This window comes from Flavobacterium sp. WG21 (assembly GCF_000335775.1).
GTDB lineage: Bacteria > Bacteroidota > Bacteroidia > Flavobacteriales > Flavobacteriaceae > Flavobacterium > Flavobacterium tructae.
Map to the genome: position 1 here is coordinate 36,870 of NZ_AMYW01000008.1, position 13,083 is coordinate 49,952.

Sequence of the window (13,083 nt, forward strand, 5' to 3'; positions counted from 1 at the left end):
ATTGTGACATAAGAAAATCGTAGAGCAGAGTTTAAAAAGTTCTAATTAACTTATATCACTTATGTGTTTAGAAAAAATTATGTATTGAAAACTTTTTCCTGGTGACCAATACTTTCCTGGTGAATTGCTTTAAACATTCTCAAAACAAATTCTTCGGTAAGTCCTTTTTTCTCTCCTTCCAAAATCATTTTTCCTAAAATTTCATTCCAACGGTTATTTTGAAGAATCGCAACGTTTGCGTCTTTTTTCACCTGTCCGATTTCATCAGCAACTTTCATACGTTTTCCAAGCAACTCTAATAAGTTAGCATCCAAAACGTCAATGTTTGCTCTTAATCTCTTCATTTTTTGGTTGTACTCGTCTGTAGTATCATCTGTTTTTCTGATGGTCAAATCTTTTATGATTTGCTTCAAGGCATCCGGAGTTACTTGTTGAGCGGCATCACTCCAGGCATTGTCCGGATCGTAATGCGTTTCGATAATCATACCATCGTAATTCAAATCTAAAGCTTCCTGAGTCACTTCGAAAATCATGTTACGGTTTCCTGTAATATGAGACGGATCGATGATTAATGGCAGATCAGGGAATTTATTTTGCAATTCGATTGCAATTTGCCATTCCGGAATGTTTCTGTATTTTGTTTTTTCGTAAGTCGAAAATCCTCTGTGAATCACCCCTAATTTTTCGATTCCTGCCATGTGCAAACGCTCCACACCACCTAACCATAAAGCTAAATCAGGGTTTACCGGGTTTTTAACCAAAACGATTTTGTCTGTTCCTTTCAAAGTATCTGCAATTTCCTGAACTGCAAAAGGGTTTGCCGTTGTACGGGCACCTACCCATAAAACGTCGATATCGTGTTCTAAAGCCAATTTACAGTGTGCTGCAGTTGCTACTTCAGTTCCCATTAATAAACCGGTTTCAGCTTTTGCTTTTTGTAACCATTTCAAACCAATTTCTCCAACACCCTCAAATCCTCCCGGACGCGTTCTTGGTTTCCAGATTCCTGCTCTGAATACACTAACTTTTGAATCTTTCAACTCACGTGCAATTTTCAATACCTGATCTTCTGTCTCTGCGCTGCATGGTCCTGCTATCACAAGTGGGTGATTTAAATTGAAATCTTCTAACCACTTTCTCATTTCTTTCTTATTTTCCATCTTTGTTATAGTTTATTTTTTAATTGTTAATCCGTTTAGTATTTCTTTAATTTTATTGGTGCTTTCCATTTCTTCAAAAATGGCGCTATAATCTTCTTCTTTCAGCAAATCTCTAAACCGACTGAGATTTGAAATGTATGCTTCTAAAGTTTCGAGAACGTACTCTTTATTCTGCTCAAAAATGGGCGTCCACATCGCGGGAGAACTTTTGGCCAGACGTACTGTACTTTCAAATCCGCTTCCCGCCATATCGAAAATATCCTGTTCGTCTTTTTCTTTGTTCATCACCGTTTTCCCAAGCATAAATGAACTGATGTGCGATAAATGCGACACATAAGCGATGTGTTTGTCGTGCGAAACCGGATCCATGTATCGAATCCTCATCCCTATTTCGCTGAAAAGCTTTAATGCCTTTTCCTGCAATTTAAAAGTGGTTTTTTCCACCTCGCAAATAATATTCGTTTTCCCTTTAAACAATCCTCTTATCGCCGCCGAAGGTCCTGAGAACTCTGTACCGGCTATTGGATGCGTGGCAATAAAATTTCTTCTTTTTGGGTGGCTTGCTACTGCATCGCAAATTGGTTTTTTAGTCGACCCCACTTCAAAAACGATTGTTTTATCGCCCACTAAATCCAGTACTTTTGGCAAAACCGTTAGTGCCACATCTACAGGAACCGAAACAATTACAAAATCAGCTCCTGACAAATCTTCAAAATGTCCTTCCTGATCAATAACTCCTAAATCAATTGCTTCCTGCAGGTGTTTTTCATTACTGTCAATTCCAAAAACAGCGGCATTTGGATGTTGGTCCTTGATGTCCAACACCATCGAACCGCCAATTAATCCTATTCCTATTACGTATATTTTCATACTATTTCTTTAATTTCCAATTTTTGATCTTATTTGTCTCCCTGAGCGAAGTCGAAGGTCGCGCTTCAATTGGAATATGGGCTTCGACTTCCCTCAGCCTGACATCTGGATAAAAATCTTGATTCTTGATTCTAAAATCTTAATACCTAAAATCGCTCTATCGCTTCTTGTACTTTTTCTTCTTTTACACACAGTGAGAATCTGATGTATCCTTCGCCATTGCTCCCGAAAATAGTTCCCGGCGTGATGAAAATATATTTCTCATATAATATTTCATCAATAAACTTCTCTGCTGACGCTATTCCTTCCGGAAGTTTTGCCCAAACAAATAGTCCAACACCTTCTTTGTAAACTTTGCAGCCCAATTTCTCTGCTAATTTTTCTGTTAATTCTCTACGACGTCTGTAAATTACATTTTGATCTTCGAACCAGCTTTTGCCACAATTTAAAGCTGCGACAGCGCCTTTCTGAATTCCGTAAAACATACCGCTGTCCATGTTGCTTTTTACTTTCAAAACAGCATCTATAATTTCAGGATTTCCTAAAACCATCCCCACTCTCCAGCCGGCCATATTGAATGTTTTACTCAATGAATTCAATTCTAAAGCCACATCCTTTGCCCCTTCAACCTGCAGCAAACTCATTGGATTATCATTCAAAACAAAACTATACGGATTGTCGTTAACCAATAGTATGTTGTGTTTTTTAGCAAAAGCAACCAATTTTTCAAATAACGTCAAGCTTCCTCTTGCGCCCGTTGGCATATGGGGATACCCCAGCCACATCAGTTTTACTTTCTTCAGATCTAATTTCTCTAAAGCTTCAAAATCAGGTTCCCAGGCATTTGCTTCTTTCAAATCATAATAAACCGGAACTGCTCCAACCAAATTGGTTACCGAAGTATAAGTTGGGTAACCCGGATTCGGAATTAAAACATGATCGCCTTCATTTAAAAATGCTAACGAAATGTGCATAATTCCTTCTTTCGAACCCATCAACGGTAAAATCTCATTGTTTGGATTCAACACAACACCAAACTGGTTCTGATAAAAATCAGCCATCCCTTTTCTCAATTCCGGCAACCCCTGATAGCTTTGATAGCCATGCCCGTTTTCCTCCTGAATTGCTGCGGCTACCGCTTCAATTACTGCTTTAGACGGACTCAAATCAGGGCTTCCGATACCCATATTGATGATAGGTTTCCCTTCAGATTGCAGTTGACGAACTTCTCTCAATTTTGAGGAGAAGTAGTATTCTTCAACTGTATCTAATCGTTTTGCTGTTGTGATCATTTTTTTTCGGCTTTAGGCTTTAAGCTGTATGCTTTAAGCTCATTTAAACTTTTTAATTTGCTGTATTATTTTTTTGACTTTATAATTTTCAACTTTAAGACCCACTTAAAGGTTTGGTGTTTTTGTATTCTCCCAATACTTTAAAGTACTCTGCCATAATATTTAATAACGATTTGGCTTTTGCAAAATCCTCGTATTTCTCAAAGGTCACATCTACGAAAAACGCATATTTCCAAGGTGTTTCAATTTTTGGAAGCGACTGAATTTTCGTCAAATTCAATTTGCAGTCACTCATTACATTTAAAACCGCTGCCAGACTTCCTCTCTTATGATCCAGTTCAAATTTAATTGAGGCTCTGTTGATTTCATTTTCCGGCAAAAATGAATTCTCCTTTTTAATGATTACAAAGCGGGTCATATTGTTTTTGATGGTTTGGATTTCAGGAGCAATAATTTCTAAATTGTACATTTCTGAAGCCGTTTTACTTGCGATCGCTGCAATTCCGGTCAATTGTTTCTCCTGAATTCTTCTTGCTGTTTCGGCCGTATCTTTATCCTCAACCAATTTAATATTTGGATATTGTTTCAAAAAATCCATGCATTGCAATAAGGCCATCGGATGCGAATGAACCTCTTTTATATCCTCAATTTTCTGACCTTTTAAAGCCATTAAATTTTGGTGAATATTCAAATAATGCTCTCCAATAATGTGAATATTATTCTTATCAATCAAGGCATAATTCGGAATAATTGGCCCCGCAATCGAATTTTCAATAGCCATTACTGCCTGCTCAGATTTTCCTGAAAGCAGACTGTCAATTAATTCTTCAAAAGATAAACACTCATCAATATCCACGTTTTCAGAGAAATACTCCTTCACTACCTGATGGTGAAAAGATCCTTTAATACCTTGTATCGCAATTTTCGTTGTCATATATTCAAAAAAAAATCCTGATTTGCATCAGGATTGTATATTAGTTTTATTTGTCTTTTAATTTTCTCAAATAACCATAGCACAATCCTCACTTCTACTAAAGAAGAAATAAAAAGAGTTGCTAAAATAAAAACGGTTATTAGTCATTTTGTTTGTGTTTTTCAATAAATACTCTGCGAATGTATAAATTATTTTTACCGCACCAAAAAAAATAATACTTTTTATGAAACAAAAAAGGATTTCTTAACAAATTTATGATGTTTTGTAAGATAATATAAAAATATCCTCTTAAAATGAGATATTTACAATTGGTTTTTTGAAGATGCTAAAGTTCTGAGGTACTAATGTGCTACGTTTTTTCGCTACGAATTCACGAATTAACGCAAAATAATTGTGGCGTGAAATTCAATTTTCCGAATTGTGTGATTTTTTTTAAAGGAAAAAATTAGTGAATTATCCCCACTTTTTGAAACTGTTTAAATAGTGTCAATATTACAACCCTAATCTTTTAGACCATTTTTTTGGAGATCGAGAAGTATGAAAGACACCAAGTACGATTATTTCTGACTCTTCTAATCTATAATGGATCCCATAAGGAAATCTCGAAATAAATCGGATTTTTATATTTTTGTATTTCTTTTGGAAAGCATCGGGATTCCTTAAAATGGTATCAATTCCTGCTTCCAAACAAAGTTCAAAATCATAAGATAACCCAATACGCTGTTCTTCATACCAAAGAACTATATCTTCAATATCAAATAATGCTTCCTTTACAAATTGAAGTTTATACAATTATCTCAAAGATTTTAAATGGGCCTTAACCTCTTCCCAAGAATACAATTCTGACTTTCCTTCTTCTAAATTTTGTATCCGAATATCTAATTCTCTTTTAACATCATCAGAAATTTCTAAATCATCTTTAGAAACACTGTCCCACAATTGCTCTGCCAAAACAATTTTTTCGGCATTACTATATTTAGATAGATTTTTAATTTCCATATTTTCAGTATTAATACATTATCAATAGTACAAAATTAATTAAAAATTGCCTTGAATAGAATAAATTAAGAACACTATTTATTTGCCACGAATTCACAAATGATTTCAAACTCTTGCAGCTTTTAAACAAAAAATTCGTGAATTCGTGGCTATCTAGCAATCCTAAAATAATCCCGAAACTGGTGCATTCTTAATTCCAATTTTAGTGTAATCGAAATTCATTTTTTGCTGTAATAATGAGCCATACACACTTCTGAAATCAATTTCATATTTCAAATCTCCGTTATCCAAATTAGATAAATCAGGGTTCTTACCTAAAATTGTTCCTCGGTTGTTTCCGCCAATTATAAACATTGGCGCCGCAGTTCCGTGATCTGTACCGTTTCCGTTATCTCTAACACGTCTTCCAAATTCAGAAAAAACTACGACCGTTACATTCTGAAGCAGCTTTGCCTGTTTCAAATCCTGATAAAAACTATACAAGGCGTCATTAAGCTCCCCCAATTTTCTTTCGTGCAAAGCCAGCTGATTGTCATGAGTATCAAATCCACCCAACGAGGTATAATATACTTTCGAATTTAGATTTCCTTTAATCAATCGGCCAATCCATTCCAGGTTTTTAGACAATTCTGTTTTCGAATAACTAATTTCCGACTTTGATTTTGCCAATGCCTTCTGAATTTCATCTGACCCTTCTGTAACCGAATTGGCAATTTTTCGAACAAAATCCAATTGCGGATTATCAGACAAGGTTATATTTACTTCTTTATCTGATTTTACCTTAAATCGGTTTGGGTCTTTTACGGTTATAAAATTAGGCTCATTTCCTTTTAAAGCTAAATTATCGATCGAATCCAAATTTATTCCCGCTGTAGCCTGATGTCCATTGCATTGTAAATCCAAATAACGTCCTAACCAGCCTTCGTTACTATACTTATTAGAATCTGTTGCGGTTTGCCAAATTTCCTGACTTCTAAAGTGTGATCGGACGGGTTCGGGATAACCTACATTCTGAATTACAGTCAAATCTCCGTTTTGCTGTATCTGAGCCAGATCTTTCAGTGCCGGATGAAATGCCATTCCTTTATTTTTACCAATAACAACATCTTTATTCAAAGCGATTTTTGTACGATAATCGTAATACAGCGGATTGTCGTATGGTATAAAAGTATTCAGACCATCATTCCCACCATTTAACTGAACAAACACCACACATTGCTCCCCTACAATTAAACTACTCTGCGAACCAAATGCGTGTAAAAAATCAGGAAGTACCAACATTCCGCCGGTAAGAGTTCCTGTAAGCGTTAGAAAATTCCTTCTGTTCATGATAATAACTTCTAAATTAATTGATACTCGGGCAGTTTTGTAATATAATTGAAGAGCCGAATTACGGCAAAATTGGCGTGTTCCTCTTTTGGATCGAAATCGTATTTTAGTAAATTCTCCATGTCTTTTTGCATTGAATCATTTACTTTAAACAATAATCTGTTTGACAGTTCTGTGATGATCGTTTTATTAGTACCATTGGTGTCAAAGTCCATTTTTACATCCACTTTTTCAAATTCTGATTTTGGCTTTTCAGTTTCAGTAGTCATTGTGTTCAAAGTTTTTCGGGTAATACTTTTTCCAGAACAAAGTAAGTCGGCTGTGTTGTTGCGCTGCAGATACACCTGAGAAGTCAGCCAGGAATTTCCTCCCTCCCAGCCTTTCACATTAACCTGATTGTACAAATCCATTCCTTGCTGCTTCAGAAAAAACAAAATCATACCCTCATCAAGATCGTCGATATGCAGTTCATCTAAAAGCTGCAAAATATAAACTAACGGATCTTTGATTTTGGTTCCTGAATTCTCTTTCTTATACTCTTCGGTAAAAATTTTGGTTAGTAAAGGCTGTATTTCAAATTTCACCTTTCTAAAATAATCTCCATAGTAAGTGACCAAATCTTCAGGCGGATTGTCATAAATAAACCATTCCAGAATTTTTCGGGTAATGAGATATGGAATATTTTTCTGTTCGAAAATAATATCGACCAAATCATCTGCTTTCCAATTTCCGGTTTTACCAAAATACGTTTTGTCTGTATCATCTTCAGCAAACCTTCTGTAAGCAGCCCTGTTGTCGCCGTAATTGAGTCCGGCCAGAGCTCTTGCACCGTTCTTAATGTCGCTTTCGGTATAGTTTCCAATTCCAATGGTAAACAGTTCCAATAATTCACGACTGAGATTCTCGTTGTATTTCCCTTTTTTGTTGTCAACATTATCCAGATACTTCACCATAGCATTCGATTTTATGATTTGCTTGGTAAGCTCTTTAAAATTACCAAAGGCATGTTCCCGCAAAATCATATTGTGCTGGTAAATCCAGTAATTGACTTTTACTTTTTGAGAAGTAGAGACAAAGTGATTGTGCCAAAAGCAAACCATGTTCTCCCGTAATGGAAATTCGTCATTACGCATTTTTCCGATCCACCATTTTCTCAACTCCACAGCAGAGTAGAATTCTTTTTTCAGCGCTTTCTTTTTTTCCTCTGAATCTGCGACTTTAATAGACTCTTTAAGTTCTTTGAGTTCTAATAATGTTTTGGGATCATCTTCCAGAAAAGCGGGAAGCTGGGTATCAAATTTTGATTGATAAGACTGTTTCAGGAATTTTTCTATTCCTAATTTTTCAATCGCATCGGATTCTTTTCCAGAAAAACCCAATCGCAATGACCAAAGATTGCTTTTTTTCATAATTCAGAAATTATTACAATAAGACTTGACTTTCTCTTAAAGGTTTAAAGAGAAGGTTCTGAGATGCTTAGTTACTAAGGTGCTAAGGCTTTAAAATCTTTGGTAATAATTAGAACGGATTTTTTTATGGGATATTACGCGCTTTACAACATTTATATACATTACAAGTTATAGTTTCAAGTCTGAAAAACCTATGACAAAATGCAGTGTATTTAACGGTTGAAACCCTGGACAATATTAAAATAGCAGTGGACAAAAACACCTCGTTCCTCTACATTGACAAAAACAAACGACAACAAAAAAAGCAGCTACCCTTACGATAACTGCTTTCTATAAACTTAAGAATAAAAATAATCTCTACTCTATCTTCTTTACTCTATTTTCTTTCTTCTAAAAATCATTAAGATCCACACATTTCACAATCTTCAGGATCTCCAGCTTGTGCTTTTAGCAACATTGCTTTGTAATCTTCAACGCTGATTGCTTCAGTTTCCGGAACTAAAGTTGGAGATGTTTCTTCTTTTTTATCGTTGTTCAACGTAAACTTAATCGCATCAACTGCTGATTTTGTTCTTAGGTAATACATTCCTGTTTTTAAACCTGATTGCCAAGCATAGAAATGCATTGACGTTAGTTTAGAATAGTTAGCATCCTGCATGAACAAGTTTAACGACTGAGACTGATCAATAAAATATCCTCTTTGACGTGACATATCGATAATATCTTTCATCGACATTTCCCAAACTGTTTTATAAAGATCTTTTAAATCTTGTGGAATAATATCAATGTTTTGAACAGATCCGTTATGACGCATAATTTCCTGTTTCAAATCTTCGTTCCACAAACCTCTGTCTACTAAATCATGAAGTAAATGTTTGTTTACTACGATGAATTCTCCAGACAATACACGACGTGTATAAATGTTTGAGGTATACGGTTCGAAAGCTTCATTGTTCCCTAAAATTTGCGAAGTCGAAGCTGTTGGCATTGGCGCAACTAATAATGAGTTACGAACTCCGTGCTCCATTACTTCTTTTCTTAAGGAAGCCCAGTCCCAACGACCTGATAATTCTTCGTCTTTCAATCCCCACATATTGTATTGGAATTCTCCCTGTGACATTGGAGAACCTGCGAAAGTTGAATATGGTCCTTCTTCTTTTGCCATTTCCATAGAAGCGGTTACAGCTGCAAAGTATAAAGTTTCGAAAATTTCCTGGTTTAATGCTTTAGCCTGATCACTTGTAAATGGCATACGCAACATGATAAAAGCATCTGCTAAACCTTGCACTCCTAATCCCACCGGACGGTGACGAAGGTTAGAATTTTCAGCTTCTTTAACCGGGTAATAGTTTCTGTCGATTACCTTGTTCAGGTTACGTGTTACACGTTTCGTAACATTGTAAAGCGCTTCGTGATCGAATTTTCCGTTATCAATAAACATTGGTAATGAAATAGAAGCCAGGTTACAAACTGCAATTTCATCTTTAGAAGTGTACTCCATAATCTCAGTACACAAGTTAGACGAACGAATGGTTCCTAAATTCTTGTGATTTGATTTACGGTTTGCTGCATCTTTATACAACATATACGGTGTTCCTGTTTCGATTTGTGATTCCAGGATTTTCTCCCATAATTCACGTGCACGAATCGTTTTTCTACCTTTTCCTCTAAATTCATAATCGGTATACAATGCTTCAAATTCTTCTCCATAAACATCGTACAAACCAGGACACTCATTAGGACACATTAAAGTCCAGGTAGTATCTTCCTGCACACGTTTCATGAATAAATCTGAAGTCCACATCGCGAAGAATAAATCTCTCGCACGCATTTCTTCTTTCCCTGTGTTTTTCTTTAAATCTAAGAAATCAAAGATATCAGCATGCCAGGTTTCGATGTAAATCGCAAAACTTCCTTTACGTTTTCCGCCACCTTGGTCTACATAACGAGCAGTATCATTGAAAACTCTCAACATCGGAACAATTCCGTTTGAAGTTCCGTTTGTACCACGAATGTATGATCCCGTCGCACGGACGTTATGAATAGAAAGTCCGATTCCTCCCGCCGATTGCGAGATTTTAGCCGTTTGTTTTAAAGTATCATAAATACCATCAATACTATCATCCTGCATGGCCAATAGAAAACAAGAAGACATTTGTGGCTTTGGAGTTCCGGCATTAAACAACGTTGGCGTTGCATGCGTAAAGAACTTTTTAGACATTAAGTCGTAGGTTTCAATTACTGCTTTTAAATCGTCAAGGTGAATACCAACCGAAACACGCATTAACATGTGCTGTGGTCTTTCGACGATTTTACCGTTTATTTTTAACAGATAAGAACGCTCTAAGGTTTTAAAACCAAAGTAATCGTAATTAAAATCTCTTGTGTAAATGATATGAGAATCTAAGAAAGCAGAGTTTTCCTGAATTACTTTAAATACTTCATCCGAAAGTAACGGAGCATCTTGTCCGTTTCTTGGATTTACATAATTGTACATATCCTTCATCGTTTCTGAGAACGATTTCTTGGTATTGGAATGTAGATTTGAAATTGCCACACGTGCCGCCAATTGTGCATAATCAGGGTGCGCAATCGTCATAGAAGCCGCCGTTTCTGCCGCAAGATTATCCAACTCAGAAGTCGAAACCCCATCGTACAATCCTTCAATAACCCTCATCGCCACCTTAACAGGATCTACAAGTTCATTTAAACCATAACACAATTTTTTGATTCTTTCTGTAATCTTATCAAACATTACCGGCTCTTTATGGCCATCTCTTTTTACTACATACATAAGCTTACTTTTTTAGTTATTGAAAAAATGAAAGTCTCGGGAATAACGATTTCCAAGGCTTAAACATTGTGTGTTTTTAAATTATTTTTTGAGAATTGCAGGATTCTCAATAGTTGTCTGTTTCCAGTTTGAAAAACAAACTGAAAGGCATTAAAAATTGTACTTGAATCAACGATTTGGGATGAAGATTCAATCTTATAAAATGATTTATTTTTTTAGTGTTTTGGTATACACTAAATTTATTGCTGTTGTCTAAAAATCTGCATCAAATGAAATTTTCTGAGCATCACTATCTGTGTTCATCACACCTGATTTTTGATACTCCGCAACACGTTTTTCAAAGAAATTAGTTTTTCCCTGAAGAGAGATCATGTCCATGAAATCAAACGGATTCGCTGATCCATACACACGCTCACAACCTAATTCTACTAATAATCTATCCGCAACAAATTCTAGATATTGCGTCATTAAAGTAGCATTCATTCCTATTAAACTTACCGGAAGAGATTCTGTTACAAACTCTCTTTCGATATTTAAAGCATCAACGATGATTTCTTTAATTCTGTCTTTTGGCACTTTATTAACCAGGTGATGATTGTGTAAGTGCACTGCAAAATCACAGTGTACACCTTCGTCACGCGAAATCAATTCATTCGAAAAAGTTAAACCTGGCATTAAACCACGTTTTTTCAACCAATAAATTGAACAGAAAGCACCTGAGAAAAAGATCCCCTCTACTGCTGCAAAAGCAATTAGTCTTTCAGCAAACGAATCTGATTCGATCCATTTTAAAGCCCATTCTGCTTTTTTACCAATTGCAGGAAAAACTTCTAAAGCATTAAACAATTCCGCTTTCTCTGCTTCATCTTTCACATAGGTATCAATTAATAAAGAATAAGTCTCACTATGAATATTCTCCATCATAATTTGAAAGCCATAGAAAAATTTAGCTTCGGCATATTGAACTTCATTTACAAAGTTCTCTGCAAGGTTTTCATTTACAATTCCGTCAGAAGCTGCAAAAAAAGCTAAAATGTGCTTGATAAAGTATCTTTCGTCGTCAGTTAATTTATTATTCCAGTCAGTCAAGTCTTGGTGCAAATCGATTTCTTCGGCAGTCCAGAAACTAGCCTCCATCTTTTTGTACCATTCCCAAATATCATGGTGTTTTATTGGGAAAATAACGAAACGATTTTTGTTTTCTTGTAATATTGGCTCGACTTGTAACATGAAATTTTTCTTTAATTTTTATACTAAATTTTAGCTCATTCAGTAGACTACAAAGATTGTCATTTGTTGCCGAAAATAAAAGTCAAACTTATTCACAATCGGGCGTAGTTTTTAACAACACACCGAAAATGAGATATTTTTCATACAATAACTAAAATACTGAAAACAAGCAAATTAATATTAAATTTCATCTCATTTTTGGAAGTAAAATATAGAATTTTTGAAACAAAAAGCAAGAAAATTTTAAATGTTTTTAAAAGTTTTCACCTGACTTCTTAAATGTTTTTTAATCAAAATCCGAACACTTCCCAGCAATGGTAATGGCTACCGATTTTTTACGATTTTTTGAGTTCTTCTGCAACTTTTTCAAGCTCCAAATACCAGTCCTGTCCAAAACGGCGAATTAATGCTTCTTTGACAAATTTATACACCGGAACTTCCAACTCCTTACCTAACGAACAGGCATCGTCGCAAATGTCCCACTTGTCATAGTTTACAGCAGCAAACTCTGTAAAGTCTTTCACCCGGATTGGATACAAATGACAGGAAACAGGTTTTTTCCAGTCTACGATTCCCTGATTGTACGCCTGCTCAATTCCGCAAAGCGCGGTCTTGCCATCAAAAATAACATAAGCACAGTCTTTATTATCAATCAGAGTCGTTTCAAGATCACCATCCGTTCCTTTTACCCAGGTTCCCTGAGCTTCGATGGCAGCAATCCCTTCTTTTCGCAGGAAAGGCTTTACTTTAGGATAGATTTCTTCCAGAATTTTAGTCTCAGCTTCACTCAAAGGCGCACCGGCATCTCCATCAACACAGCAAGCTCCTTTACAAGCTGACAAGTTGCACACAAATTCTTTTTCAAGAATATCTTCTGAAATAATGGTTTTCCCTAATTGAAACATGATATTGAAATACTGTAATTTATAAAGTGCAAAGATACGCAAAGAAAGCAGATATTCTGCCTATTCTTTTCTCATACTTACCCAACAGATCCTCATGTCAAACACTTTATGCCAGTCCCGAATAAAAAACCGTCGCAACATTTTTCAGCAAACGCCTTGCA

The 13,083-nt window shown here is 35.7% G+C and carries 11 protein-coding genes; all 11 read right to left on the bottom strand.

Annotated elements, in window-relative coordinates; translation table 11 throughout:
* Positions 1-77 precede the first annotated feature (77 nt).
* The 11 genes from C245_RS0108525 to C245_RS0108575 all read right to left on the bottom strand — a co-directional run bounded on the left by C245_RS0108525 (position 78) and on the right by C245_RS0108575 (position 12,922).
* Positions 78-1,160: a bifunctional 3-deoxy-7-phosphoheptulonate synthase/chorismate mutase type II gene (locus C245_RS0108525; RefSeq protein ID WP_017496171.1), complete on the bottom strand. Its 1,083-nt coding sequence runs from the start codon at positions 1,158-1,160 to the stop codon at positions 78-80.
* Positions 1,161-1,172: 12 nt separating this feature from the next.
* On the bottom strand, positions 1,173-2,030 hold the full coding sequence (locus tag C245_RS0108530) for a prephenate dehydrogenase (protein WP_017496172.1): 858 nt from the start codon (positions 2,028-2,030) through the stop codon (positions 1,173-1,175).
* Positions 2,031-2,176: 146 nt separating this feature from the next.
* A complete protein-coding gene (locus C245_RS0108535) occupies positions 2,177-3,322 on the bottom strand; it encodes a pyridoxal phosphate-dependent aminotransferase (RefSeq protein WP_017496173.1) in 1,146 nt (381 codons plus the stop codon).
* A 94-nt stretch (positions 3,323-3,416) separates the two neighbouring features.
* A complete protein-coding gene (locus tag C245_RS0108540; RefSeq protein WP_017496174.1) occupies positions 3,417-4,256 on the bottom strand; it encodes a prephenate dehydratase in 840 nt (279 codons plus the stop codon).
* A 492-nt stretch (positions 4,257-4,748) separates the two neighbouring features.
* Positions 4,749-5,048, bottom strand: coding sequence for a type II toxin-antitoxin system RelE/ParE family toxin (locus tag C245_RS0108545; RefSeq protein ID WP_017496175.1), 300 nt, complete (start codon positions 5,046-5,048; stop codon positions 4,749-4,751).
* Positions 5,049-5,255 (bottom strand): addiction module protein, encoded by a 207-nt coding sequence (locus tag C245_RS0108550; protein ID WP_017496176.1) that lies wholly within the window; start codon positions 5,253-5,255, stop codon positions 5,049-5,051.
* A gap of 162 nt (positions 5,256-5,417) precedes the next feature.
* A complete protein-coding gene (locus tag C245_RS0108555) occupies positions 5,418-6,584 on the bottom strand; it encodes a DUF1501 domain-containing protein (protein WP_017496177.1) in 1,167 nt (388 codons plus the stop codon).
* Between the two features lie 11 nt (positions 6,585-6,595).
* Complete coding sequence (locus C245_RS0108560) at positions 6,596-7,993, bottom strand: DUF1800 domain-containing protein (RefSeq protein ID WP_017496178.1); 1,398 nt, start codon at positions 7,991-7,993, stop codon at positions 6,596-6,598.
* A 400-nt stretch (positions 7,994-8,393) separates the two neighbouring features.
* A complete protein-coding gene (locus C245_RS0108565) occupies positions 8,394-10,787 on the bottom strand; it encodes a ribonucleoside-diphosphate reductase subunit alpha (RefSeq protein WP_017496179.1) in 2,394 nt (797 codons plus the stop codon).
* Positions 10,788-11,039: 252 nt separating this feature from the next.
* Positions 11,040-12,017, bottom strand: coding sequence for a ribonucleotide-diphosphate reductase subunit beta (locus tag C245_RS0108570; protein WP_017496180.1), 978 nt, complete (start codon positions 12,015-12,017; stop codon positions 11,040-11,042).
* Between the two features lie 335 nt (positions 12,018-12,352).
* A complete protein-coding gene (locus C245_RS0108575; protein ID WP_017496181.1) occupies positions 12,353-12,922 on the bottom strand; it encodes a DUF3109 family protein in 570 nt (189 codons plus the stop codon).
* Between the last annotated feature and the right edge of the window lie 161 nt (positions 12,923-13,083).

Excerpts from the sequence above, each read along its gene's own strand:
- C245_RS0108525 (WP_017496171.1), bottom strand. The coding sequence starts at position 1,160 with ATGGAAAATAAGAAAGAAATGAGAAAGTGGTTAGAAGATTTCAATTTA.
- C245_RS0108530 (WP_017496172.1), bottom strand. The coding sequence starts at position 2,030 with ATGAAAATATACGTAATAGGAATAGGATTAATTGGCGGTTCGATGGTG.
- C245_RS0108535 (WP_017496173.1), bottom strand. The coding sequence starts at position 3,322 with ATGATCACAACAGCAAAACGATTAGATACAGTTGAAGAATACTACTTC.
- C245_RS0108540 (WP_017496174.1), bottom strand. The coding sequence starts at position 4,256 with ATGACAACGAAAATTGCGATACAAGGTATTAAAGGATCTTTTCACCAT.
- C245_RS0108550 (WP_017496176.1), bottom strand. The coding sequence starts at position 5,255 with ATGGAAATTAAAAATCTATCTAAATATAGTAATGCCGAAAAAATTGTT.
- C245_RS0108555 (WP_017496177.1), bottom strand. The coding sequence starts at position 6,584 with ATGAACAGAAGGAATTTTCTAACGCTTACAGGAACTCTTACCGGCGGA.
- C245_RS0108560 (WP_017496178.1), bottom strand. The coding sequence starts at position 7,993 with ATGAAAAAAAGCAATCTTTGGTCATTGCGATTGGGTTTTTCTGGAAAA.
- C245_RS0108565 (WP_017496179.1), bottom strand. The coding sequence starts at position 10,787 with ATGTATGTAGTAAAAAGAGATGGCCATAAAGAGCCGGTAATGTTTGAT.
- C245_RS0108570 (WP_017496180.1), bottom strand. The coding sequence starts at position 12,017 with ATGTTACAAGTCGAGCCAATATTACAAGAAAACAAAAATCGTTTCGTT.
- C245_RS0108575 (WP_017496181.1), bottom strand. The coding sequence starts at position 12,922 with ATGTTTCAATTAGGGAAAACCATTATTTCAGAAGATATTCTTGAAAAA.